The organism is Micromonospora taraxaci, assembly GCF_007830095.1.
Classification (GTDB): Bacteria; Actinomycetota; Actinomycetes; order Mycobacteriales; family Micromonosporaceae; genus Micromonospora; species Micromonospora taraxaci.
Window position 1 is genome coordinate 1,499,611 of sequence record NZ_VIWZ01000001.1, and the last position, 24,340, is coordinate 1,523,950.

Genomic DNA, 24,340 nt, shown 5'->3' on the forward strand with positions numbered 1-24,340 from the left:
GCGGGTCACGCCGCCAGGGTGGCGAAGACGACGATGTTGTCCGGGTAGCTCTTGGCGACCTCGTCGAACTGACCGCCGCAGGTGACCACCCGCAGGCTGGGCCGGTCGCTGGGTCCGTACACCAACTCGGTGGGGAATGCTGTCTTCGGGTACGACGTCACCGAGTCGACGGTGAAGGTGGCGGGCACGCCGTCGGTCCGTCGCACCGTGATGGTGTCGCCCGGGACGAGAGCGCCCAGGTCGAAGAAGACGGCCGGGCCGAGCACCGCCGAGTCCACGTGCCCGACGATCACCGCGTTACCCGTCTCGCCCGGGCTGGCGCCCGGCTCGTACCAACCGGCCTTGTCGGCCTGGTCCAGCGGGGGGACCTGGACGGTGCCGTCCGGGTTGGTGCCCAACGACATGATCGTCGCGGCGACACCGATCCGGGGAATCTCGATGGTGGTCGGCGCGGAACGCGCCAGCCCGGCCGGGGCGTCCCCGACCGGCTGCCCGTCGGGCGCTGCGTTGTCTGGTGTGCTCGCCGGTCGGGTGGCCTCGGGGCCGGCCTGGGCCAACGGCTGCGGCGGTCGGGGAGCGGGCGTGGTCTTCAGGGAAGCGCCGATCATGCCGGCACCGATCATGGCCATGGTGACGACGACGGCCGCGCCGGCGGCACGCCACGGTTTCCCGTGACGGCCGCCGGCCCGTGTCGTCGACACGTCAGACGAGCGAACCATCGGTCCGCCGACGACGCATCAGCACGATCCCGCCCAGCGCGGCAGCGCCGAGCAGGCCCGCCCCGCCGGTAGCCAGGCCACGGTCGGTGCCGGTGCTGGCGCCACCGTCACCACCGTCGACACCGCCGTGCGGCAGCACGACGAGCTCGCCCTCGCCGCACGAGCCCTTGAGCTCGTAACGACCCGGCTTGGCGTCCTTGTCGACCTTGGCCTCGCCGTAGTAGACGAACTCGCGCTCCTTGTCCCAGCTGCGCTCGTCCGAGCCACGGTCCTCGGACTCCCAGCCCTTGTCCGAGCCGTACTCGTCGGAGCCGCGCTCGTCGGAGCCGTAGCTGCCGCGCTCGTCCGAGCCGTACTCGTCGGAGCCGTGGCCCTTGTTCTCCCAGCCCTTGTCCGAGCCGTACTCGTCGGAGCCGCGCTCGTCGGAGCCGTAGCTGCCGCGCTCGTCCGAGCCGTACTCGTCGGAGCCGTGGCCCTTGTTCTCCCAGCCCTTGTCCGAGCCGTACTCGTCGGAGCCGTACTCGTCGGAGCCGCGCTCGTCGGAGCCGTAGCTGCCGCGCTCGTCCGAGCCGTACTCGTCGGAGCCGTGGCCCTTGTTCTCCCAGCCCTTGTCCGAGCCGCGCTCGTCCGAGCCGTGGCCGTTGGACTCCCAGTCCTTCTTGCCTTCGTCCTTGGAGTCCCAGTCCTTCTTGTCGCGGCTGTCGTCCGCGTCCTGGCCGTGCTCCTCGCCCTTCCAGTCCTTACCACCCTCGTCGGCGGCAGCGTCGGCGGCAGCGCCGCCACCCTGGCCGCCGGGCTGCGGCTTGTCCTTGCCGTTCTCGTCCTTGCCGTGCTCGTCCTTGCCCTTGTCGTCCTTGCCCTTGTCGTCCTTGCCCTCGTGGTCCTTGCCCTTGTCGTCCTTGCCGTGCTCGTCCTTGCCGTTCTCGTCCTTGCCCTCGTGGTCCTTGCCCTTGTCGTCCTTGCCGTGCTCGTCCTTGCCGTTCTCGTGGTCGCGGGAGTCCTCCTCCTCGCCCCACTTGCGGTCCTCACCCCGGTCGTCACGCACCGGCTTGAGCTTGACCTTGCCGGTGACCTTGGACCACACGTACGCGTGCTCCTGCCGATCCGGGCAGATCTCGAGGAGCTTGACCTCTTCGCCAGCCTTGACCACGTGCGGCTTGGCGTAGACCTTGCCGTCGCGGTCCTTGCCGCCGTCGTGGTGACCGTCGGCGAACGCGATCCCCGGCGCGAACACCAGGAGCGACGCGCCGCCGAGCGCGGCGCCCGCTACGACCTTCCCGAGCATCTTCTTAGCCATGACCTGCGTCACTCCATCCCTGTTGTCCTGAGCCCGGCAACAACCGAGCTAAGACCGACGTTAGACCGTTTCATGACTTATGAAGTGAAAGATTCGCGTTTTGACACTTGCTCCGGGTAGGTGCTGAAGAGGAGCTAAGCGGCTTTCGGCGCTCTGAGTGCCGCCTCAGGCTTCAGACGTCTGTCGCGGGCGATGCGCGGCCGTCTGGGATGCGTGTGGTCAGCCCTCGCAGGCCGTCCGGTAGCAGTGGACGTCGCCCGTCGCGTGCCGACCGGGCGGATCCGGGGGTATCGTCCGAAACGGGAACAGCGCTGATCTCCGCCGCGACGCATCGAGGCATTGCCATGGAAGCGCTCCCATGCAAGAATCGGCGAACGCGGTTCGGAGAGCCATACCGCGCAGGCAGGGAGTCGAGGGCACCGGTTCACCGGGCGACATCCCGCCGAAGGATCGGCCGCTGCACCGGTCGGTCACGCACCACCACCACCCTCGCCCGTCCGGGCCGGGCACCCCCGAAATCCCGTTGGCGCCGGCGGCCGTCCGTCACAGGACGCTCACCGGGCCGTCTCGCCGGGCCGTACCAGAGCCCGGTCTCGCCCAAGGAGATCAGTGGCATGAATGTGTGGAGAAGGCTGACCGGCCCACGCCGGGCCCTTGCGCTCGCCGGCGCGGGCGCCCTGGTCGCCGGTGGGCTGGTGACGATTCCGGTTACCGCGGCGCAGGCCGCGACGCAGTGCGACATCGCGTACACGACCAATGACTGGCAGGGCGGCTTCACCGCCAACATCACCATCAAGAACCTCGGCGACCCGGTGAACGGCTGGACTCTGGGCTGGACCTTCCCCAACTCCAGCCAGCGGGTCCAGCAGGGCTGGTCGGCCACGTACACCCAGTCCGGCAGCCAGGTCACCGCCCGGAGCATGTCCTACAACGGCAACCTCGGCACGGGCGCGTCGACGACCCTGGGCTTCAACGGCGCGTGGAGCGGCAGCAACCCGAAGCCGACCTCGTTCACCCTGAACGGCGTGGTCTGCAACGGTGGCACCACCACCCCGCCGACCACGACGCCGCCGCCGACCGACCCGCCGCCCACCACCACCCCACCCCCCACCGACCCGCCGCCCACGACCAACCCGCCGCCCGGCACCAAGGTCGACAACCCGTACGCCGGGGTGCGCGGCTACGTGAACCCGGAGTGGAAGGCGAAGGCGGACGCCGAGCCCGGTGGAAGCCGGGTCTCCAACAACCCCACCGCCGTCTGGCTGGATCGGATCGCCGCGATCAACGGCACGCCGGACAGCAGCTCCAACGGCGCCTTCGGGGTGAAGGACCACCTGGACGAGGCGCTGCGCCAGGGCGCCGGCTACATCCAGTTCGTCATCTACAACCTGCCCGGCCGGGACTGCTCGGCGCTCGCCTCCAACGGTGAGCTGGGCCCGGACGAGCTGCCGAAGTACAAGGCCCAGTACATCGACCCGATCGCCGCGATCCAGGGCCAGTCGAAGTACAGCAGCATCCGGATCATCAACATCATCGAGATCGACTCGCTGCCGAACCTGGTGACCAACACCTCCGGCCAGCCCGGCGGCACGGTCATGTGCGACACGGTCAAGGCCAACGGCGCCTACGTCAACGGCGTCGGCTACGCCCTCGCCAAGCTGGGCGCGATCGGCAACGTCTACAACTACATCGACTCCGGGCACCACGGTTGGCTCGGTTGGGACAGCAACTTCAACCCGTCCGCCGAGATCCTGAAGACCGCCGCTGTGGCCTCCGGCAGCACTGTCAACAACGTGCACGGCTTCATCACCAACACCGCGAACTACTCGGCGCTGCAGGAGCCGTACTTCAAGGTCACCGACAACGTGAACGGCCAGACGGTGCGGCAGTCCAAGTGGGTCGACTGGAACTACTACGTCGACGAGCTGTCGTTCGCCCAGGCGTTCCGGAGCAAGCTGGTCTCGTTGGGCTTCAACTCCAACATCGGCATGCTGATCGACACCTCCCGCAACGGTTGGGGCGGCTCCGCCCGGCCCACCGGCCCGGGCGCGACGACCAGCGTCGACACGTACGTCAACGGTGGCCGTATCGACCGACGGCTGCACCTCGGCAACTGGTGCAACCAGGCCGGTGCCGGTCTCGGTGAGCGGCCTCGGGTGGCCCCGGCCACGGGTATCGACGCCTACGTCTGGGTGAAGCCTCCGGGCGAGTCGGACGGCTCCAGCAAGGAGATCCCGAACAACGAGGGCAAGGGCTTCGACCGGATGTGCGACCCGACGTACGGCGGCAACGCCCGCAACGGCAACAACCCGTCGGGTGCCCTGGCGGACGCGCCGATCTCCGGTGCGTGGTTCTCCGCCCAGTTCCAGGAGCTCATGCGCAACGCGTACCCGGCTCTCTGACCGGAACGCTTCCACACCAACCCGCCGCCGGCAGTAGGTGAGGCACTGCCGGCGGCTGGTTCCCCCCGGGTCCCCGGCCCGACCGCTCTGGTCGGGTCGGGGACCCCCCTTTTGTGCTCAGGTCAGGGCACGGTGCGCTCGATCGCCGCCTGGCCCTGCTCGGCCAGGTCGCGGCGCGCCTTGTCCAGGTTCGCCGGGGTGAGGTCCTGTCCACGGGCCAGCACCAGGTCCTCCGGCTCCCACTGTTGCTCCGCCCCGGTGCGGATGTTGTCCCCGCCGGCGCCGGTGCCCGTCCCGGTCGCCCCGGTGCCGGCAGCGTACGGGTCGCCGATCAGGTCGTCGGTGTCCGGCGCGAGGTCGTCCGGCAGGCTGTGGGGTTCGGCGAAGGCCGGGTTGTCCTGGTCCGGGCCGCCTCCGGTCCGCAGCTGCGTGACGGTGATGTCGTCGTCCACCGCCGAGGCCACCTCCGGGCTCTCCTCCAACGGCGGTTGGCGATCGCGATCGGTCATGGTGCTGCCTCCTGTGTCCGACACGGTGCCTGATTCCCTCGCGTACCCTCTCGGGCCGCCCTCATGCCGCCCGACCCGGCGGTCAGCTGCCGGGCTGCTGCTCGTTGGGGGCCGGCGGCTCCGCCGGGCGCAGCCACTGCCAGAGCAGCATGAGCAGGCCGAAGGCGAGCATCGTCAGCCCGGCCCACAGGTTGATCCGGACACCTTCGGCCTTGTCGATCTCGGCCCCACTGTCGAAGACGCCGATCAGCGTCACGATCACCCCGTACGCGACGAAGAGGCCACCGATCACCCGGCGGATGTCGAACAGTCGGGCGGCTGCGGAGCGCCGCTGTTCCGCCTGCGTCTCGTCGATCAGCGGGTCCTTCGCCGGCTGGCCGTCGTTGCTCATCAGCCCAACCCCTTTCCTAGAAGACCGGGATGTAGAAGAGGGCGGCCAGCGCGACCGCGATCACGCCGAGCAGCACCGGGGAGCGGTACCAGACAGCGTCCCCGGCGAGCACGTCACCCTTCAGGTCGACGCCGCCGATGCCGTACACCAGCCCGCGCAGTTCCTCGTCGCGCTTCGGGGCGGTGAGCGGGGTGATGATCGCCGCGACCACCACCGCCGTGACGAACGCGAGACCGGCGCCCCAGAAGCTCTCCTCCAGGTCCGAGTTGAAGTGGATCACTCCACCCTTGTAGAGCAGGTAGAGGCTGAGCGACACCAGAGTGCCCAGCAGCAGCGACCAGAAGCCGGCCAGCGCGGTCATCCGCTTCCAGAACATGCCGATGATGAAGGTGGCGAACAGTGGCGCGTTGAAGACGGAGAAGAGCGCCTGGATGTAATTCATGATGTTGCTGAACCCGGCCGCGATGAACGCGGTGCCGATGCCGATCACCACTGCGGCGACCGTCGCCCACCGCCCGACGCGCAGGTAGTACTCGTCCGAGCGGTCCCGACGGACGTACGCCTGCCAGATGTCGTAGGTGAAGACGGTGTTGAAACCACTCACGTTGGCCGCCATGCCGGCCATGAACGAGGCGAGCAGGCCGGTGACCGCGACCCCGAGCACGCCGTTGGGGAGCAGGTCGCGCATCAGCAGCGGGATGGCGTTGTTGTACTGCAGGTCGCCGCTCTCCGCGCCGAGCCCCTTCACCGTGACCAGGGCCACCAGCCCGGGGATCACCGTGACCAGGGGGATGAACAGCTTCGGGTACGCGGCGATGATCGGCGTACGCCGGGCGGCGCTCATGTTCTTCGCCGAGAGGGCCCGTTGCACCTCGGCGAAGTTCGTCGTCCAGTAGCCGAACGACAGCACGAAGCCGAGGCCGAAGACGATGCCGATCCAGTGTGCGCCCAGGGGGTTGGCCGTGCTGCCGGTGTCCTGCCACGCGTGCAGGCCCGCCTCACCGAGCTTGGTGTCGCCGACCGCGTCCATCAGGCCGTTCCAACCGCCGACCTTGACCAGGCCGATCACGGTGACCGGGATGAGACCGGCGAGGATGACGAAGAACTGGAGTACCTCGTTGTAGATCGCCCCGGACAGACCGCCGATGGTGATGTACGCCAGCACGATCGCCGCGCCGACCACGATCGCCGTCCAGAGCGGCCAGCCGAGCAGCGCCTGCATGACCAGAGCCAGCGCGTAGAGGTTCACCCCGGCGATCAACACCTGGGCGACGGCGAAGCTGAGCGCGTTCAGCAGGTGGGTGGGGCGGTTGAACCGCAACCGCAGATACTCCGGGACGCTGCGGACCTTCGAGCCGTAGTAGAAGGGCATCATCACGATGCCCAGGAAGACCATCGCCGGCACCGCGCCGATCCAGTAGTAGTGGACCGTCATCACGCCGTACTGGGCGCCGTTCGCCGCCATGCCGATGATCTCCAGCGCGCCCAGGTTCGCCGAGACGAAGGCGAGACCGGTCACCCAGGCCGGGAGGGACCGGCCGGAGAGGAAGAAGTCGACGCTGGTCCTGATCGCCCGGCGGGCGGCGAAGCCGACGCCGAGGACGGTCACGAAGTACAGGGCGAGGATCAGGTAGTCCAGCCCGTTCATGTTCAGCCGAAGACCGTCGCCGTCCATGCCGTCACCCCTCGTCCCGACCTCCGCGCGATTTACCGCGCGGCCTATTACCCCGGGCGCGCGGTTTCACACCCGTTGGACTAATCCGGCGAGTTACGGCCTGATCGGGCGCTCTGACAACACGGGGGCGCCTCGGCCGATCGGCCGAGGCGCCCCCGTTGGTCGTGTGGATCAGCGGCCCAGTACGCGGTCCAGGAAGTCCCGGTAGTTGCGCACCGCCATCCGCAGTTGTTCGGTGTCGGCCGAGCCGGCGTCCTGCCACCCACCCAGCGTGTTCTTCTGCGCGGCCAGCGCCGAGGAGAGGGCCTGGATGGCCTCCTCCACCAGCGACTGCGCCTCGCCGGCCGCCGCGTGCGGATCGTCGACGAAACGCAACTGCACGTCGCGCCAGCGGTCCCGGAAGCCCTGCGCGGTGTCCGCGTCCAGCAGCGTGGCCGCCGCCGTCGCGACTGTCGAACCGGCGGGCCGTGACGTCCCGGCGGACTCCAGCGAGCTGCCGGTGTCCTCGGAGTGGACCGTTTCGCCGTCCGCGTCGGGGTCGACCATCTCCGGTGTCGCACTGCCGTAGCCAGCCGCGTCCGCGTCGGGCCGCGCGTCGTCGACGTCGGTGTCGCGGCGGTGCAGCTCAGCGGTCGGGTCGGCGCGCAGACCCTCGCGCTCGCCGTCCTCGGCGCCGTCGCCGGGCTGGGCCGTCCGCTCCGCGCGGGGATCCGGCTGGTCCTGCGGGCGCGGGCTGGCCAGCGCGGACGCGGCCACCGCGTCGGCCACCGTGGTCGCGCCGAACGTCGTCGGCAGCGGACCCGGCTCGTGGAACTCTTCCGCGTCGGTGGACCGGTCGTCGCGCCGGTGGCGCGGGTCCCGCTCGTCACCGGCCGGATCGTCAGCGGCGTCCCGTACGGCGCCGTTCGTCCGCTCCGCGTCGGTGGTCCGGTCGTGGTCGGTGCCCTGGTCGTCGAAGGTGCCCCGCTCGTCGAGGGCGTCCTCCGGGACGTCGGAGCGGCCGGCCCGATCGCCGGCCGGGGGTACCGGCACGGGCGCGGAGCGAACCGCCTCCGGGTGGTCGTTGCTCACCTGCTGCTCTTCCTGGCGCATCGGTGGCCTCCTCAGCGGCTCGTGGCGTCGTGGTCCGGGTGGTGGCGCTGTTCGGGCATACGGTTGCCGAGCGGCTCCTCGCCGAGCAGGTCGGCGAAGAGCGCCCGGTAGTGCACGACCGCCTGCCGAAGCTCTTCGGTGCTCGCCTCGCCCCGGGCGTTGCGCAGGTGGATGTCGTGCGCGTCCCGGTAGTTGGTCAGCGTGCGGGCGTGCTCGACGGAGAGGTGCGCGATCTGGTCGGAGAAGTCCCCGGTCGGGTAGCCCTGCTCCTCGATGAGCCGGGTGACCAGTTCGTCGGCGTCGCCCACCGTCTCGCCGGGCGAGTCGATGAAGCGGACCTGGAGTTCCTCCCAGGCGGCGCTGTAGCGGGCCCGGGACTCCGGGCTGAGCGGGGTGAGCGAGAGTTCGGCGTGCCGGCGTTCCCGATCGCGCAGCTCGCGCTCCGCGGCGGACCGGCTGTCCTGCTCGGCCACCACCCGGTCGTACTCCGGCCCGAAACGGTCGCGCAGCGCACGACGGCGGCCCAGCGACCGGACGGCCACGGCCAGCGCCGCGACGACCACCAGCACGACGAGCACGATGACGATTACCTGAGTGGGCGACATGGGCTCCTCCTTCGTCATCTGGTATTCCCTCCGCACACTGATCGCCAATCCCGATCCGGGACACTTTCCTGACGAGGGACGCAGCTCGCCCGCGAGGAGGGACGCAGCTCGCCCCTCCCGAGGATGGACGCAGCTCGCCGCGCCGCTGAAACTTGACTGGTTCCAGAAGAGGCGCTTTGGTGGGGTGATGCACCCACCGGCCAGCAAGCCGACCCTGACCACCCGGCAGGGCCACCCCGTGCACAACAACCAGCAGCAGCGGACGGTCGGCTCCCGAGGGCCCGCGACGCTGGAGAACTACCACTTCCTGGAGAAGATCAGCCACTTCGACCGGGAGCGGATCCCCGAGCGGGTCGTGCACGCGCGCGGTTTCGTCGCGCACGGCGAGTTCGAGGCGTACGGGACCATCGGTGACGAGCCGGCAGCGACCTACACACGGGCCAAGCTGTTCCAGACCAGGGGCAAGAAGACCCCGGTGACCCTCCGCTTCTCCACAGTCATCGGCGGCCGGGACTCCTCCGAGGCCACCCGCGACCCGCGCGGCTTCGCCGTCAAGTTCCGCACCGAGGACGGCAACTGGGACCTGGTCGGCAACAACCTGCCGGTCTTCTTCATCCGGGACGCGATCAAGTTCCCCGACGTCATCCACGCGCTGAAGCCGGACCCGGTGACCTTCCGCCAGGAACCGAACCGCATCTTCGACCTCATGTCCAACACCCCAGAGTCGATGCACATGCTGACCTGGCTGTTCAGCCCGCGTGGCATCCCCGCCAACTACCGGACCCAGGACGGCTTCGGTGTCAACACGTACCGGATGGTCAACGCCGCCGGCGAGGGCGTGCTGGTCAAGTACCACTGGAAGTCGCAGCAGGGCATCGAGTCGCTGACCGAGGAGCAGGCCGCCGCCATCCAGGCGTACGAGCTGGGGCACGCCTCCAAGGACCTCTACGAGGCGATCGAGCGCGGTGAGCACCCCCAGTGGGAGCTGAACGTCCAGATCATGAGCGACGAGGAGCACCCGGAGCTGGCCTTTGACCCCCTGGACGACACCAAGACCTGGCCGGAGGACGCCTTCCCGCTGCGCCCGGTCGGCATGATGACGCTGCATCGCAACATCAGCAACTTCCACAACGAGAACGAGCAGATCGCCTTCGGCACCGGCGTTCTGGTCGACGGGCTGGACTTCTCCGACGACAAGATGCTGGTCGGGCGCACGTTCTCCTACTCGGACACGCAGCGCTACCGGGTCGGCCCGAACTACCTCCAGTTGCCGATCAACGCTCCCCGGGAGGACGTCCAGGTCAACACCAACCAGGACGGCGGCCAGATGGCGTACGCAGTGGACGGTCGGGGCGCCAACCCGCACATCAACTTCGAGCCGTCCTCGGTGGCCGGTCTCCAACAGGCCGACGAGTCGTACCGGGAGTACCGCCCGTTCGTCTCGGGCCGGGTCATGCGGGCACCGATCGAGCGGCAGAACAACTACGGCCAGGCCGGTGAGCGCTTCCGGACCATGCCGCAGTGGGAACGCGACGACCTGGTGAAGAACCTGACCAATCTGTTGGGTCAGTGCGACAAGCAGGTCCAGGAGAAGATGGTCTGGCACCTCAGCCAGTGCGACGACGCCTACGGCCGGCGGGTCGCCGAAGGGCTCGGCATCGCCGACAACGCCTGATCCGATCCGCAGCACGACGACGCCCCGCCGGTCCGCAGCGGGGCGTTCGCCGTTGCCCGGTCGACCGCATTTCGGAGCGTCGATGTTGGCGCGACTGGCGGTAGTGCAAAGGCCCTCGATTACGTATCCTGCCCAAGGCGCCCGCGCCGGTGCCCGGCTTCGACGCCGGGCAACGCACCCGGCCGGCGCGTTGCCCGGCGGTGCCGGCGCCCCTCCTGCCACCCCTGCACGGGCGAGGTCTGATGAGAACCCGCGACTGGCCGATCCGCTCCAAGCTGACCGCACTGGTCGTCGCGCCGGTGACCGCGCTGCTGGCCCTGTGGATCTTCGCTACGACGCTGACCTTCGGTCCCGCGCTGAACCTGCTCTCCGCGCGCACGCTGCTGTACGACCTGGGTCGTCCCGGCGAGGCAGTGGTCACCGAGCTGCAACGCGAACGCCGGCTGTCGGTGGTGCAGCTCGCCGGGACCACCGAACTGCCGGCGCTGACCGAGCAGCGTCAGCGCACCGATCGGGCGATCGCCGAGCTGCGCCGCCGGGTCGACGGGGAGGCGTTGCGCGACGCCGCCGACGACCTGTTGGAGGACCGCGTCGACCGCCTGGTCACCGCCCTGTCGGCGCTGCCGACCGGTCGCGGCTTCATCGACGGCCGCCTGATGGACCGCACCGGCGTGGTCGGCCTCTACAGCGGGATGGTCTCCGCGGCCTTCCAGGCGTTCTCCGCGATGGCGAACCTGACCGATCCCGCCATCAACCGGCAGGCTCTGGCGCTCACCGCGTTGGGTCGATCCCGAGAGTTGCTCGGCCAGACCGACGCCATGCTGGCCGGGGTGCTGACCACCGGCCGGTTCGCCGCGGGTGAGCACGCCCAGCTCGTACAGATGATCGGCAACCAGCGGTGGCTCACCGAGAGCGCGGTGGCCGACCTGCCCGAGGCGGGACGCGCCGCGTACCAGCGGCTGAGCGAGAGTCCGGACTTCACCAGCGTGCGCGCCATGCAGGACGCGTTGATCGGGGCCAACAGGTCGGGCCGACCGCCGGTGGACGCGGCGAGCTGGCAGGCCGGCCACGACGCCGTCCAACAGCAGCTCCGCGACTTCGAGCTGGATGAGGCCGACAACCTAGCCGACCGTTCGGTGCCGATGGCCGTCGGGATCCTGGCCCGGCTGGCCGCGGCCGGGGTGCTCGGGCTCGTCGCCGTGGTGGTCTCGGTGCTGGTGGCGTTGCGGGTCGGTCGCACACTGGTCCGGCGGCTCAGCGGCGTCCGCACCGCCGCGCTCGACCTGGCCGAGCACCGTCTGCCGGATGTGGTGACCCGGTTGCGCCGAGGTGAGCAGGTAGACGTCGCCCGGGAGGCGCCACCCCTGGAGTACGGCCACGACGAGATCGGCGAGGTCGGGCGCGCCTTCACCGAGGTGCAGCGCACCGCCGTCCAGGCCGCGGTCGACGAGGTCACCCTGCGTCGCGGGCTCAACGAGGTCTTCCTCAACATCGCCCGACGCAGCCAGAGCCTGGTCCATCGCCAGCTGCACCTGCTGGACCGGATGGAGCGCCGCGCGGAGGACCCGGACGAGTTGGCCCAGCTGTTCCAGGTCGACCACCTGGCGACCCGGCTCCGTCGGCACGCCGAGGACCTGGTCATCCTCGCCGGCTCCGCGCCGGGCCGCGGTTGGCGAAACCCCGTCGCCATGGTCGACCTGATCCGCGGCGCGATCTCCGAGGTCGAGGCGTACGACCGGGTGGACATCGCCGCCGTGCAGCCGGCCGGAGTGCTGGGCCGGGCGGTCGGCGACATCATCCACCTGCTCGCCGAGCTGGTCGAGAACGCCACCGCCTTCTCCCCGCCGGACACCCGCGTCACAGTCGTCGGGGAACAGGTGGCCAACGGGTACGCCCTGGAGATCACCGACCAGGGGCTGGGGATGTCCGTCGCGGCGCTGGAGACCGCCAACACCCGGCTGACCACCTCACCGGAGTTCGACCCGGCGCAGAGCGCGCGCCTCGGCCTGTTCGTGGTGGCCCGGCTCGCAGCCCGGCACAACGTACGGGTGCGGCTGCGCCCCTCCGGTGACGGCGGGGTGACCGCCGTGGTGCTGGTCCCCACGGACCTCGTCACCACCGAACCCCCCGCCGGCCCCGACCCTGCCACGCTGGATGCCGCCTCGGCCGACGCTGGCCGACGGCTGGCTCGCCCGGCACGCCGGGACACCGTGCCCCGCGCCCGCACCCGCCCACCAGCGGCCCTGTCCGCTGTCGGGGCTCCGCCGGCTCCGTCTGCTGTCGCGGCTCCGTCTGCTTCAGCCGCTGTCGCGGCCCGGTCTGCCTCAGCCGCTGTCGCCGCGCGGCCCGCGTCCGGGACCGGAGTGTCGACCTCGGACACGTCGCCCGCGAACGGGCGCGGCGAAGCCGGGTCGACGACCCCCGGCGAGACGGTCGACGACGAGCTGGACGGCCTTCCGCGCCGGGTGCGACGCCGCGCTCCCACCGCGCAACCCCGGTCGACCGTCACGGACACGCCGTCGCCCCGGTCTCCGGAGGAGGTCCGCCGGGTGATGGCCGCCCTCCAGGCCGGCACCGCGCGCGGACGCGCCACCGTGATCACCCCGACGGCACCCACGCCGACGGCGTCGACGGCACCCACGCCGACGGCGAAGGCGACGGCAACGACGGCGCCAGCGGCACCAACAGGTCCCGCGAGCCCGGCTGCGCCCGCTGATCCGCAGCCCACCCCCGAACACCCGACCGCGACTGAGAGGGACGCCTAGTGCAGCAATCGACGAAGCGGAGCGCCGGCCTCGACTGGCTGCTCGACGAGCTGGTGCAGCGGGTTCCGGCCGCCCGGGAGGCCGTGGTGCTCTCCGCCGACGGCCTGCTCCTCGGCTGTTCGGCCGAGTTGGAGCGTTCCGACGCCGAGCACCTGTGTGCACTCGCCGCTGGTTTCTCCAGCCTGGCCCGGGGCGCCAGCCGGCACGTGGACGGCGGTCCGGTCCGACAGACCGTGGTGGAGATGGAGTCCGCGTACCTCTTCGTCACCGCCGCCGGTCAGGGTGCCTGCCTGGCGGTGGTCAGCGACGCCGACGCGGACATCGGGCTGGTCGCGTACGAGATGGCGATGCTTGTCATCCGGGTGGGGGAGAGCCTCTCCGCGCCGGCCCGATCGTCGACCGGAGCCGGTGATGCGGACTGAGCCGCCCGGGCCGCAGCACGAGTGGCTGGACGGCGACGCCGGGCCGGTAGTGCGCCCGTACACCCTCACCGGGGGACGGGTACGCTCCGCCGTCGACGGTTTCAACCTGGTCGCGTTCGTGCTGGCCGGATCCGACGTCGACGCGGCGAACCATCCGCACCTGCTCCCGGAGCATCGAAGGCTGGTCGCGCTGTCCCGCCGGCCCGTGTCGGTGGCCGAACTGGCAGCCGAGCTGGACCTCGCGGTCGGCGTGGTCCGGGTCCTGCTCGGTGATCTCCTGGCCGAGGGCCTGGTCGCGGTGCACGAGCCCCCGGCCGCCGGCATCCTTCCCAACGACGACATTCTCAAGGCGGTGGTCAGTGGACTCCGTGCGCTATGACCATGTGGGCACCAGCACCACCATCCCGCTGGCTCTGAAGATCCTGATCGCGGGAGGCTTCGGGGCCGGCAAGACGACGTTGGTGAGCGCCCTGAGCGAGGTCCGTCCGTTGCAGACCGAGGAGGTGTTGACCGGTGCCGGGATCGGCACCGACGACACCTCGGGGGTGGAGGGCAAGTCGACCACCACGGTGGCGATGGACTTCGGCCGGATCACCATCAACGACGACCTTCAGGTCTACCTGTTCGGCACCCCGGGGCAGGACCGGTTCTGGTTCCTCTGGGACGAGTTGGCCTTCGGCGCCCTCGGCGCGGTGGTGCTCGCCGACACCCGTCGGCTCGCCGACTGCTTCCCCTCCATCGACTACTTCGAGCAGCGGGGCATCCCGTTCGTGGTGGGCGTGAACTGCTTCGACGACTCCCGCCGCTTCAACCTGGAACCGTACGCCGAGCCCTCGACCTGGACCCGGACGTGCCGATGGTGCTCTGCGACGCTCGGGACCGGCAGTCCGGGAAAATGGTGTTGATCTCACTGGTGGAGCATGTGGCCCGACAACGCGGGGAGCCGGTGCCGACGGCCTGAGATCCGGGCCGGAAAGCCGGTTAACGGCAGGGCTTCGCGGGCAGCCTCTGGTTGGATCAGCGGAGGACGCCAGCGGAGGAGTCGGACGTGAGTGGTCAGGATGAGGTTGTCCACATCGGGGGATACACCGCCCAGAGTGGTGGTCGGGGCAGCGGCATCGTCGCGGCGCGCCGCGACCCGACGAGCGGGGCGCTGACCCCGCTCGGCACGGTGGCGGTCACCGCGTCGCCCTCCTTCCTGGCGCGGCACCCCACCCAACCGGTGCTCTACGCGGTCAACGAGTTGACGGACGGCGAGATCAGCGCCTGGCGGGTCGGGTCGGAGGGCGCGCTGGCTCCGCTCGGCAGCCGATCCACCGGTGGCGCCGAGCCGTGCCATCTGGCGGTGCTTCCCGACGGCGGCCACCTGCTGGCGGCCAACTACGGCAGCGGCAGCGTCGCGGTCTTCCCGCTGGACGCGCAGGGCGTGCCCGGCGAGCGCACCGACCTGGTGGTGCACGAGGGGCACGGCCCCGACCCGGATCGTCAGGACCACGCCCACGCCCACATGGTCTCCCCGGGTTCCGGTCGTGGGCCGATCTTCGCGGTCGACCTCGGCACCGACTCGGTCTACCGCTACGACCTGGACGACGCGACCGGACGGCTGGTGCCCCGCGCGCCGCGGATCCGCACGACGGCTGGCACCGGGCCCCGACACCTCGCCCGCCACCCGGACGGACGGCGTTGCTTCCTCGTTGGTGAGCTGGACGCCTCGGTCACCGCGTACGAGCTCACCGACGACGGTGCGTTGCACCAGCACGGTCGCGTCGAGGCGAGTGAGCGGTCCGGTCATGTCCAGCCGTCGGAGGTGGCGGTCTCGCCGGACGGGCGCTTCCTCTATGTCGGCAATCGCGGGGTGGGGACGGTGGCGGTCTTCGCCCTGGCCGGGGACCTGCCCGAGTTGGTGGCCGAGGTGGACACCGGTGGTGAGTGGCCCCGGCACTTCGCGCTGATCGGGGCGCATCTCTACGTCGCCGACGAGCGGGCGGACATGGTGCGGGTCTTCCGGCGCGACGCCGACACCGGTGTTCCGGAGGCGGTCGGCGAGCCGGTGCCGGTGCCGAGCCCGACCTGTGTGCTGCCGTGAGCGACAGAGCCGAGATGTGAGGGCGGCGCCGGTTCGGCAACGCCACGGGGCTGCTGCGTCACTCTGTGTTGCTAAAAAGTGGTCAACTGTTTCTCCTCCGTAACTTTAGTCCGAACGGATGTGGCAGAGACGGCACCTTGTACGCAAGATGGTCACCGTGTCAGCAGGCCGCCATCGCATGCGTTCGAAACTCCACCTAGCAGCCGCCGCCGCGACGGCGGGTGTGCTCGTCGTAACGACGGGCGCGTGGTTCGGCTACCAGGAGTTGATCAAACCGAGCTGCTCGGGGGAGATTCGCCTTGCCGTGGCCGTCGCCTCCGAGCTCGCGCCAGCGGTGGACGCCGCCGCCTCCCAGTGGGTCAAGGACGGCGCGGCGGTGGGCCCGACCTGCATTCGGGTCGACGTCTCGGCGTCCGACCCCGTCGACGTGGCCGCCGTGGTGGCGGCGAAGCACGGAGCGGTCCTGGCTGGTGTGGGGCAGGCCAGCGGCACCGCCGTCAGCCCCGACGTGTGGGTCCCCGACTCCTCGACCTGGCTGCTCCGGTTGAAGAAGGACGCCACGGCGTTCGCCCCGACCAACGGCGCGTCCATCGCGCGCAGCCCCATCGTCGTCGCGATGCCCGAGCCGATCGCCATGCGACTGGGCTGGCCGGACAAGAAGTTCAACTGGACCGACCTGCTCAAGCAGGTCAACAACTCCAGCGCGCCCCTGCGGACCGGGATCGTCGAACCGACCCGCGACGCGGCGGGGCTGTCCGGTCTGCTCTCGCTGACCGCGGCGGCCAACGGCGCTGGCGGGGACGCCCAGCGCAACACCGTCGGCGCGCTACGGGCGCTGGCCACCGGGCGCTCGTCGCTGCGCAACGACCTGCTGGCCCGTTTCCCGACTGCCAACGACGCGACGTCCATCGCCAGCGGTCTCGGCGCGGCGGCCCTGTCCGAAGAAGACGTGATCGCGTACAACAGCAAGAAGCCGCCGGTGCCGCTCGCCGCGCTCTACATGGAGCCGGCGCCGATGCCGCTGGACTACCCGTACGCGGTGCTGCCCGGCATCGAGCCGAGCAAGGCGTCGGCCGCCCGGGTGCTGTTCGAGCTGCTCACCAGCCCCTCGTTCCGCGACCGGCTCGCGGCGCAGTCGCTGCGCGGGCCGGACGGCAACTGGGGGGACGGCTTCAAGGCGCCGCAGGGTGCCCCGAGCCCGTCCGGCGGTGCGCCCACCGCACCGGCGAACGGCGGTAGCGCGGCGGGCGGCCTGGACCCGGCCGCTATCCAGCGGGTCGTGTCCAGCTGGTCGATCGCCACCCAGTCCGGTCGGATGCTGGCCGTCATCGACGTGTCCGGCTCGATGAAGGACCCGGTGCCCAGCGCCAACAACCGGAGCCGGGAGGAGGTCACCGTGGACGCGGCACGCCGTGGCCTCGGCCTCTTCGACGACTCGTGGTCGATCGGCCTGTGGACCTTCTCCACGAAGCTGGTCGGCAGCCGGGACTACCGGCAGCTGGTGCCCATCGGGCCGCTCTCCGCCCAGCGGGCCCAGTTGGAGGGCGCGCTCGCCACCGTCAAGCCGTCCAGTGGTGACACCGGCCTCTACGACACGATGCTCGCCGCGTACCAGGCCGTGCAGGAGGACTGGCAGCCCGGCCGGGTCAACTCGATCGTGCTGTTCACCGACGGCAAGAACGAGGACGACGAGGGCGTCAACCAGCAGCAGTTGCTCGCCAAGCTCAAGCAGCTCGCCGACCCGGAGCGGCCGGTCCAGGTCATCATGATCGGTATCGGCGAGGGCGTCAGCAAGGCCGAGCTGGAGTCGATCACGAAGGTGACCGGTGGCGACGTCTTCGTCACCAAGGACCCGAGCGAGATCGGCAGCATCTTCCTCAGCGCCATCGCACGGCGTCCACCGGCACCGCGCTGATCCGACGCTCAGACGCCAAAGGGCCTGCCACACCGGCAATCGGTGTGGCAGGCCCTTTTGGGTCGCCGGGTCGAAGAAAAGTGACGGCAATACGTCGGAAGCAATCGGCAGTCCTAGTTGTCAAGGCAGGATGTCGACTGTTCCGGCTTGGTCGGTCCGCCTCCGGTCCGACCTGTCAGCCGGGGCCATCCTGAACAGAGTGGGAGGGCCGGTGAGCGCGGCGACACTGTTGACCCCCGCCACGTCGGCGGAGTCGGACGGCCGTCCTGCCGGGCTGGTGGCCCGGGCCGACGAACGGTCCTACGTCCGGGTTCTGGTTGTCCTGGACACCACCATCATCATCATCGCGCTGCTCATCGGGTACGTCACCCGCTTCGGTGACGACGAGCCGACCGGCTCGGAGGTCCCGTACGTGTTGGTCGCCCCCGGGTTGGTGCTGGCCTGGCTGATCTCGCTCAAGGCCCTTGGCTGCTACAACGACCGGGTGATCGGCTACGGGGCGGACGAGTACCGGCGGGTCAGCTCCGCCAGTCTGCGGCTGGCTGGCGCGATCGCCATCGTCGGCTACATCGCCGACGTCGGCGTCTCCCGGGGCTTCCTCGGCCTCACCTTCGCGGTGGGCATCGTCGGGTTGGAAATGGCGCGGTTCGCCGCCCGTAAGCGCCTGCACCGGGCCCGTTCGGTGGGCGCCGGCTGGTCGCGGAAGGTGCTGGTGGTCGGCGACACCGCGCACGTGCTGGAGTTGGTGCACACGCTGCGCCGCGAGCCGTACGCCGGATACCAGGTGGTGGGCGCGTGCATCCCGGACGCCCTGCTCGCGCCGGTGGCGCAGCGCCTGGGTGACGTGCCGGTGGTGGGGTCCTTCCGGGGCATTCCGGAGGCCGCCACCGCGATCGGCGCGGACACCGTCGCGGTGACCGCGTCCGGTGAGCTGACCGCGACCCGGCTGCGTCGCCTCGGCTGGCAGCTGGAGGGCACCGGTGTCGACCTGGTCGTGGCGCCCGCGCTGACCGACGTCGCCGGCCCGCGAATCCACACCCGCCCGGTTGCCGGGCTGCCGCTGATCCACGTCGAGGCCCCCGAGTTCCGCGGCTCGCGCAAGCTGGTGAAGGGCCTCGTCGACCGGTCCGCCTCGTCGTTGGCGCTGGCGCTGCTGCTGCCGCTGATCGCGTTCGTCGCCCTGGCCATCAAACTGGACAGTCGAGGTCCGGTGCTGTTCCGACAGGTCCGCGTCGGTCGGGGCGGGCAGGAGTTCGACGTGTTCAAGTTCCGCACCATGGTGGTGAACGCCGACGCGATGCTCGCCGAGTTGACCGCCCGCAACGAGACCGACGGACTCATGTTCAAGATGCGCCAGGACCCCCGGGTCACCCGCGTCGGTCGGTTGCTGCGCAAGTGGTCGCTGGACGAGCTGCCGCAACTGGTCAACGTCCTGTTGGGTCAGATGAGCCTGGTCGGGCCCCGCCCACCGCTGCCCTCGGAGGTGGCCCGCTACGACGGCGACGTGGCCCGGCGGCTGTTGGTCAAACCCGGCATGACCGGCCTCTGGCAGGTCAGTGGCCGTTCCGACCTGAGCTGGGAGGACGGCATCCGACTCGATCTCTACTACGTGGAGAACTGGTCGCTCGCCGCCGACCTCACCATCCTCTGGAAGACCTTCGGCGCGGTCCTGAACGGCCGCGGCGCGTACTGACCCCGCCGGTCACGGTTGCGGGCCGGTCCAGTCCAGGCAGACGACCACAGCGTCGTCGACCAGGTCACCGGCCACGAACGCGCGCAGGTCGCCGATCAGCGACCGGACGGCGTCCAGTGGCGCCATCGGCCCCGTCCGGCGCAGGAACCGGTCCAGTGCCGTCTCGCCGTAGCGCATGTGCTGCCCGGTGGCCTCCACCACCCCGTCGCTGACCACGAAGATCCGGTCGCCGCGCTCCAGCGGGAACTTCTGCTCGTGGTAGTCGGTCGCCTCGAACATGCCCAGCGGGAACTGCGCCTCCAGCGGCTGCTCGGTGACGTTCCCGTCGCGGAGCAGGACCAGTCGGGGCGACCCGGCGTCCACCACTGTCATCATCCCGGACCGCAGATCCAGCTCCATCAGCAACGCGGAGATGTGCTGCTCGCCCCGGTACAGGTCGTAGATGGCCTGGTCGGCGAGGGCGGCCTGGTCGGCCAGGCTCAGCCCGGCCCGACGCGCGTTGCGCAGCGCGTGGGTGGCCAGCGAGGTGAGCAGGGAGGCGGCCACGCCCTCACCGGTGCCGTTGATCGTCGACAACCAGAGCCGTTCCCCGTCGTCGGACCAGTCGAAGCTGTCGCCGCGCACCGCGTACGCCGGCTCCAACTGCCCGGCCAGGCTGAACGAGGGTCGGATCCGGCTGCGTCCGGGGAGCAGGTCCCACTGCATCTCGGCGGCCAGGGTGAGGCGCTGGCTGCGCCGGGCCGCCCGATAGACGTCGGTGCCGGCGGAGACCGCCGCCACCTCGTGGGCGAGCGCGGTGGCGATGACGGTCAGGTCGGCGAGGAACTCCGGGTCGTCCGGAACGGGCGACAGGCGCAGCACCCCTCGACGCTCGCCACGCATCGTGACCGGGAACCAGGCGGTGCCGTCGGTGACAATCGGCGACTGGTGGTCGAAGGCGCGCCAGGCCGGATGCCCGGGGCTCGTGATCGACTCACCCTCGGTTAGTGGCAGTAGCTCCGCGAGTCGGTAGTCGACCTGGTAGAGCTCGACGTCGGTGATCCCGTACGACTGGGCGAGCACGTCCCCGATTCCACCGACGAGCCCGTCAGCTGGTGTCTCGTTCAGGGCGCGTCGTGCCCGATCGACCGGTTCGCTCATGCTGGCTCCCTCGCTAAAGCTCGACCACCTGTGGGTTCGGAGTAGTCTCGGGCCACCATGGCCGAACTGAACGGTCCGACGGACCCCGAGACGAGTATGGCTGCCGCGCTGGACACGGCGGCCGCTTCCCTGCTGGGCATCTGGGAATCCGCCCGAGAGGGGACCGCCAACCGCGTCTCCGGTGCGCAGCTACGGGCGGTGATGGTGGTGGAGCAGGCCGACGGCATCAACCTGCGTCGGCTCGCCACCCAGCTCGACATGCTGCTCAGCTCCGCCAGCCGCCTCTGCGACCGGCTGGTCGCCGCCGGCATGCTGGAGCGTGAACCGGGCCGCTTCGACCGGCGGGAGATCTCGCTGCACCTCACCCCGGAGGCCCGCCGGCTCCTCGCCGAGCTGCGGGCCGACCGTCAGGCACAGCTCGCCGCCGTGCTGGCCGGGATGACCCCGGAGAGTCGCGACGCGCTGCTGCGCGGAATGCGGGACTTCGACGAGGTCGCTCGCCGGCAGCAGGCGGACACCACACTGGCGGGCGAGTCGGCGGAGCAGGAAGGGGACTGGCCGGGCGACCCGGACGGGCCGGGTGGGCCAGGCGGGCCGGCGGACCGGAGCGGCCAGACCCGCACGCGGTGGACTGATTCGTCGGGCGCCTCGGAGCGGTCGGTTGGCACCACCCGGGAGTGGCCGACCGGAGGGCCGGTGGCGCGGACCGCCTGATCGAGCGGCACCGGCTCGTCGTCACTGTCTGCGGTGCCGCCGCTGCGCCGTGACCGCCGATCACGCCGGCACCGACGCGCGGATGGCCAGCATGGCGATGTCGTCGTGGGCCTGGCCGTCCAGCCACTCGTCGACCGCCCGGAGCACGCGGTCGATCAGCGCCGCGGGCGGCTGCCCGGCCGCCGACGCCAGCGCGGCGTGCAGTCGGGCCTCGCCGAACATCTCCGCGTCGCGCGGCCCGTGCGCCTCGGTGACCCCATCGGTGTACGCGAGCAGCACGTCGCCGGGGTCGAGGTGGACCCGGGTCTCGGCGAACCGTGCGGTGGTCAGCGCCCCGACCGCCGTGCCACCCACCGGAACGGGGGTGACCGAGCCGTCGGTGGTGACCAGCAGGGGCGACGGGTGACCTCCGCCGGCGATCCGGACGTCCACCCCGTCGGGGCCGCGGTCCAGGGAGCCGAGCAGCAGCGTGGTGAACTGGCTGCGCCGCGCCGCGTCCGGGGCATCGAACAACGCCCGGTTGAGCAGGCGGATCAGCTCCAGTGGGCGTTGCTCGACGAGCCGCAGCGTCTGCAGGCACTGGCGGACCCGGCCGGTCAGCACCGCCGCGCTCACGCCCCGGCCGCACACGTCACCGAGCGCGAACAGGGCCCCGCGCGAGTGCGGGAACACCTCGTAGAAGTCGCCACCGATGCGCAGGGTGTCCCCGGCGGCCCGGTAGCCACCGGCCACTGTCACGCCAGGCACGGTGGGCAACTCGGGCGGGAGCAGGCTGGCCTGTAGCACCCGGGCCAGGTGGGCCTGCTCGTCGTGGAGATCCGCGGTCGCCAGGGCGGCGCCCGCCCGGGCGACGAACTCCCGGGCAAGCTCGATCTCGCGCCTCTCGAAGCCGGGCCGCCCGGTGCGCCGGATGAGCAGCAGGACACCGGCCGAGCCGTCGGTGCCGGGCATCGGGCAGACGAGCACGGTGCCCGGCGAGCCGAACCCGGGCGGCAGCATGGCGGCCAGGTCGGTGAGCTCGGTGGCCCGGCAGGGGATCGGGTCGGCGAGGTCGCCAGCCAGCGCCTCGGCCAGCACAGGCACGGTGCTGGTCAGCGTCAGCGGGGCCAGCCCGTCGGTCGGGGCGGGCTCGCCGTCGGCGTACCGGGTCCAACGGGCGTGCGGCTCGGCCGGCGCGACCGGTCGGGGCAGCACCACGGCGGCATCGGCCAGGTGCGGCACGGCCAGTGTGGTGGTGGACAGGAGGACCTGGTCCCGGTGCAGGGACATCCCGAGCTGGCTGCCCGCCTCGGCGAGGAACGCGGTGCGGGATCGTTCGGCACGTAGCGCGTCGGCGCGGTCGTGCTCCTCGGTGACGTCGCGGACGTACCACGCGAAACGGGGACCGGCGAGCTGCCGCCGGGCACCGCGCAGCCGTCGGCCGTGATGGTCGGCGTCGAAGCGGTCGGCGTCCGTGGTGACCGCGTGGGCCACTGCCGCCACCGGGCACCGGGACAGCTCGGTGCCGACGGTGATCTCCGGGAGCAGCTGCGCCGCCATGGCGTTGAGCAGGGTGACCCGGCCGGTCTCGTCGGTGGTCAGGACCGCTTCGGCGAGCCCGTCGAGCAGCTCGCGGGCCAACGGTGCGTCGGCGGGCAGCGGGTTGTCGCTGGGTTGCCGGGTCGTGGTCACCGCCGGACGCCGGCTCGCGACTGACGACTCCTGCGCATGCTGCTTCTCGACTCCTCACCCGGCATCGTTGCTGTGGGGCAAGGATAGCGATTGCCTCCGACAGACACCCACAGCGTGGCCACGGTCAGCCAAAGGGCCTGTGTCAAAGCCCCTGGCCGGCCTGCGGCGGGCCCGGACGACGACCGGCCGCGTTGGATGTTCGCCCGGATACCGGTGTTGTATCCGGGCGAACATCCGCCTTGCCGGACCGCCGCCCGGACTCCGCCTCGGCTCGACCGAGGACTTTGACACAGGCCCTAGCGGGCCAGCCAACCGGCGGGCTGGGCGACGATCCGCCGGACGACCGAGCCGGCGGCGCCCACCGCCGCGGCCTCCGCGCCGAGCGTGGACGGCCGGACCGTGACCGGCGACCAGGCGGCGGTCAGCACCCGGTCGGCGATCTCGGCGAGCACCGGAGGGCACAGCCAGGGCGCCAGGGCCGCGTAACCGCCGCCGAGCACCACGGTGTCCAGGTCGAGCAGGTTGACGACGCCGGCCACCGCCACGCCGAGCGCCGTTCCGGCGTCGTGCAACGCCCGCAGCGCGTCGGCGTCGCCGGCCTCCGCCAGCTCGGCGAGCCGTGCCGTCGCGGTGTCCGCCGGAAGCTCCGCCCGCGCCAGCCCGGCAGCGGTCACGATCGCCTCCTGGCCGGCGTACTGCTCCAGGCAGCCCTGCCCGCCGCAGCGGCACGGACGACCCTCGGGGTGCACCGGGAGGTGCCCGATCTCGCCGCTCCAGCCGCGGACGCCGCGGAACAGCGCGCCGTCCAGCACGATGCCCGCGCCGATGCCCACCTCTCCGGAGATGTGCAGGAAGCTCGACGGGCCGGGTGGTCGGGAGTGCAGCTCGCCGAGCGCGGCGAGGTTGGCCTCGTTGTCGACCACCAGGCCGGGCACGCCGGGCACCTGCTCGACCAGCGGAGGGTGCTCGGCGAGCAGGGCGGGCACCGGCACGTCGTGCCAGCCGAGGTTCGGCGCGAGCCGGACCAGACCGGCGTCGTCCACCAGGCCGGGCACCGCGAGCGCGGCCCCGACCAGTGTGAGGCCCTGGTCGGCGGCGTCGTCGCGGGCGGCCCCGGCCATCTCGACCAGCTGTGCCAGCGCGTCGGCGGGGACCACCGGACGCAGGTCGGCCCGGTGCACGGTGCGGTGCCGGACCTCACCCGCGAGGTCCACCACGCAGACCGCCAGGTAGTCGACGTTGACCTCCAGGCCGAGCCCGGCCGGCCCCTGGTCGGCCAGGACCAGCCCGCGGGCCGGACGGCCGGCGCCGGAGCGGGGAGCCGGGTCGGATTCGCTGACCAGGTGGCCGGCGAGCAGGTCCTCGACCACCGCGGACACTGTTGCTCTGGTGAGGCCGGTCGCGGTCGCCAGGTCGGCTCGGGACGGGGGGCGTTCGGCCGCGGCGATGCGGCCGAGCACCAGGGCGAGGTTGAGCTCGCGCAGACTGCCCTGACGGACTGCGCCGGCCGGGGCGTGGGTGAGGCTCACCCCTTGACAGTGCCATAGGGCGGGCAAATAATTCAATGGC

At 71.1% G+C, this 24,340-nt stretch carries 19 protein-coding genes and 1 pseudogene; 10 read left to right on the top strand and 10 right to left on the bottom strand.

The features are described 5' to 3' along the window. Positions 1–5: 5 nt before the first annotated feature. Positions 6–701 (bottom strand): class F sortase, encoded by a 696-nt coding sequence (locus tag FHU34_RS07095; protein WP_145779242.1) that lies wholly within the window; start codon positions 699–701, stop codon positions 6–8. Between the two features lies 1 nt (position 702). Further along, positions 703–2,016 carry a putative sodium/potassium/calcium exchanger gene (locus FHU34_RS07100; protein ID WP_145779243.1) on the bottom strand — a complete coding sequence of 438 codons (1,314 nt, stop codon included), beginning with the start codon at positions 2,014–2,016 and terminating at the stop codon, positions 703–705. A 614-nt stretch (positions 2,017–2,630) separates the two neighbouring features. Here FHU34_RS07100 and FHU34_RS07105 point away from each other — a divergent pair. After that, on the top strand, positions 2,631–4,418 hold the full coding sequence (locus FHU34_RS07105; protein WP_145779244.1) for a glycoside hydrolase family 6 protein: 1,788 nt from the start codon (positions 2,631–2,633) through the stop codon (positions 4,416–4,418). Positions 4,419–4,540: 122 nt separating this feature from the next. Here the strand turns inward: FHU34_RS07105 and FHU34_RS07110 are convergent, their stop codons facing one another. The 5 genes from FHU34_RS07110 to FHU34_RS07130 form a co-directional block, all read right to left on the bottom strand. Next, positions 4,541–4,927, bottom strand: a complete 387-nt coding sequence (locus FHU34_RS07110; RefSeq protein WP_145779245.1) for a hypothetical protein — start codon at positions 4,925–4,927, stop codon at positions 4,541–4,543. A gap of 82 nt (positions 4,928–5,009) precedes the next feature. Next, entirely contained in the window at positions 5,010–5,318 is a 309-nt protein-coding gene (locus FHU34_RS07115) for a hypothetical protein (protein ID WP_145779246.1), read from the bottom strand. A 16-nt stretch (positions 5,319–5,334) separates the two neighbouring features. Continuing rightward, entirely contained in the window at positions 5,335–6,993 is a 1,659-nt protein-coding gene (locus FHU34_RS07120) for a sodium:solute symporter family protein (protein WP_145779247.1), read from the bottom strand. 171 nt (positions 6,994–7,164) lie between these two features. Then, complete coding sequence (locus FHU34_RS07125; protein ID WP_145779248.1) at positions 7,165–8,085, bottom strand: hypothetical protein; 921 nt, start codon at positions 8,083–8,085, stop codon at positions 7,165–7,167. Positions 8,086–8,096: 11 nt separating this feature from the next. Continuing rightward, complete coding sequence (locus FHU34_RS07130; protein WP_145779249.1) at positions 8,097–8,690, bottom strand: hypothetical protein; 594 nt, start codon at positions 8,688–8,690, stop codon at positions 8,097–8,099. Positions 8,691–8,877: 187 nt separating this feature from the next. Here FHU34_RS07130 and FHU34_RS07135 point away from each other — a divergent pair, with 187 nt between their 5' ends. The 8 genes and pseudogenes from FHU34_RS07135 (at position 8,878) to FHU34_RS07170 (ending at position 19,246) form a co-directional block, all read left to right on the top strand. Continuing rightward, on the top strand, positions 8,878–10,365 hold the full coding sequence (locus tag FHU34_RS07135) for a catalase (RefSeq protein ID WP_145779250.1): 1,488 nt from the start codon (positions 8,878–8,880) through the stop codon (positions 10,363–10,365). A gap of 242 nt (positions 10,366–10,607) precedes the next feature. Further along, complete coding sequence (locus FHU34_RS07140; RefSeq protein WP_145779251.1) at positions 10,608–13,130, top strand: sensor histidine kinase; 2,523 nt, start codon at positions 10,608–10,610, stop codon at positions 13,128–13,130. Then, positions 13,130–13,552, top strand: coding sequence for a roadblock/LC7 domain-containing protein (locus tag FHU34_RS07145; protein ID WP_145779252.1), 423 nt, complete (start codon positions 13,130–13,132; stop codon positions 13,550–13,552). The genes FHU34_RS07140 and FHU34_RS07145 overlap by 1 nt, the downstream gene beginning before the upstream one ends. Next, positions 13,542–13,931, top strand: a complete 390-nt coding sequence (locus FHU34_RS07150) for a DUF742 domain-containing protein (RefSeq protein ID WP_145779253.1) — start codon at positions 13,542–13,544, stop codon at positions 13,929–13,931. The genes FHU34_RS07145 and FHU34_RS07150 overlap by 11 nt, the downstream gene beginning before the upstream one ends. Continuing rightward, positions 13,912–14,513: pseudogene (locus tag FHU34_RS07155) on the top strand (GTP-binding protein). The gene FHU34_RS07150 and the pseudogene FHU34_RS07155 overlap by 20 nt, the downstream one beginning before the upstream one ends. An 87-nt stretch (positions 14,514–14,600) precedes the next feature. Continuing rightward, positions 14,601–15,638 (top strand): lactonase family protein, encoded by a 1,038-nt coding sequence (locus tag FHU34_RS07160; RefSeq protein WP_145779254.1) that lies wholly within the window; start codon positions 14,601–14,603, stop codon positions 15,636–15,638. Between the two features lie 157 nt (positions 15,639–15,795). Continuing rightward, positions 15,796–17,553: a substrate-binding domain-containing protein gene (locus FHU34_RS07165; RefSeq protein WP_145779255.1), complete on the top strand. Its 1,758-nt coding sequence runs from the start codon at positions 15,796–15,798 to the stop codon at positions 17,551–17,553. A 211-nt stretch (positions 17,554–17,764) separates the two neighbouring features. Then, on the top strand, positions 17,765–19,246 hold the full coding sequence (locus FHU34_RS07170; protein WP_145779256.1) for a sugar transferase: 1,482 nt from the start codon (positions 17,765–17,767) through the stop codon (positions 19,244–19,246). Between the two features lie 9 nt (positions 19,247–19,255). Here FHU34_RS07170 and FHU34_RS07175 read toward each other — a convergent pair whose 3' ends face one another. Then, entirely contained in the window at positions 19,256–20,386 is a 1,131-nt protein-coding gene (locus FHU34_RS07175) for a PP2C family protein-serine/threonine phosphatase (protein WP_145779257.1), read from the bottom strand. 57 nt (positions 20,387–20,443) lie between these two features. Between FHU34_RS07175 and FHU34_RS07180 the strand changes: the two genes are divergently transcribed. Beyond that, positions 20,444–21,100 (top strand): MarR family winged helix-turn-helix transcriptional regulator, encoded by a 657-nt coding sequence (locus FHU34_RS07180; protein WP_244311574.1) that lies wholly within the window; start codon positions 20,444–20,446, stop codon positions 21,098–21,100. A gap of 60 nt (positions 21,101–21,160) precedes the next feature. On the opposite strand, the gene FHU34_RS07185 is transcribed toward FHU34_RS07180, so the two are convergent. Both FHU34_RS07185 and FHU34_RS07190 read right to left on the bottom strand, forming a co-directional pair. Continuing rightward, the gene (locus FHU34_RS07185) at positions 21,161–22,771 is read right to left on the bottom strand and encodes a PP2C family protein-serine/threonine phosphatase (protein ID WP_244311575.1); all 1,611 of its coding nucleotides are present in this window, start codon (positions 22,769–22,771) and stop codon (positions 21,161–21,163) included. Between the two features lie 296 nt (positions 22,772–23,067). Further along, positions 23,068–24,300: an ROK family transcriptional regulator gene (locus tag FHU34_RS07190; protein ID WP_208744933.1), complete on the bottom strand. Its 1,233-nt coding sequence runs from the start codon at positions 24,298–24,300 to the stop codon at positions 23,068–23,070. Positions 24,301–24,340 lie beyond the last annotated feature (40 nt).

What these genes read in the sequence shown, in the direction of transcription:
- FHU34_RS07180 (WP_244311574.1), top strand. Translation starts at nt 20,444, where the DNA reads ATGGCCGAACTGAACGGTCCGACGGACCCCGAGACGAGTATGGCTGCC.
- FHU34_RS07100 (WP_145779243.1), bottom strand. Translation starts at nt 2,016, where the DNA reads ATGGCTAAGAAGATGCTCGGGAAGGTCGTAGCGGGCGCCGCGCTCGGC.
- FHU34_RS07120 (WP_145779247.1), bottom strand. Translation starts at nt 6,993, where the DNA reads ATGGACGGCGACGGTCTTCGGCTGAACATGAACGGGCTGGACTACCTG.
- FHU34_RS07130 (WP_145779249.1), bottom strand. Translation starts at nt 8,690, where the DNA reads ATGTCGCCCACTCAGGTAATCGTCATCGTGCTCGTCGTGCTGGTGGTC.
- FHU34_RS07175 (WP_145779257.1), bottom strand. Translation starts at nt 20,386, where the DNA reads ATGAGCGAACCGGTCGATCGGGCACGACGCGCCCTGAACGAGACACCA.
- FHU34_RS07125 (WP_145779248.1), bottom strand. Translation starts at nt 8,085, where the DNA reads ATGCGCCAGGAAGAGCAGCAGGTGAGCAACGACCACCCGGAGGCGGTT.
- FHU34_RS07105 (WP_145779244.1), top strand. Translation starts at nt 2,631, where the DNA reads ATGAATGTGTGGAGAAGGCTGACCGGCCCACGCCGGGCCCTTGCGCTC.
- FHU34_RS07115 (WP_145779246.1), bottom strand. Translation starts at nt 5,318, where the DNA reads ATGAGCAACGACGGCCAGCCGGCGAAGGACCCGCTGATCGACGAGACG.
- FHU34_RS07140 (WP_145779251.1), top strand. Translation starts at nt 10,608, where the DNA reads ATGAGAACCCGCGACTGGCCGATCCGCTCCAAGCTGACCGCACTGGTC.
- FHU34_RS07110 (WP_145779245.1), bottom strand. Translation starts at nt 4,927, where the DNA reads ATGACCGATCGCGATCGCCAACCGCCGTTGGAGGAGAGCCCGGAGGTG.
- FHU34_RS07135 (WP_145779250.1), top strand. Translation starts at nt 8,878, where the DNA reads ATGCACCCACCGGCCAGCAAGCCGACCCTGACCACCCGGCAGGGCCAC.
- FHU34_RS07150 (WP_145779253.1), top strand. Translation starts at nt 13,542, where the DNA reads ATGCGGACTGAGCCGCCCGGGCCGCAGCACGAGTGGCTGGACGGCGAC.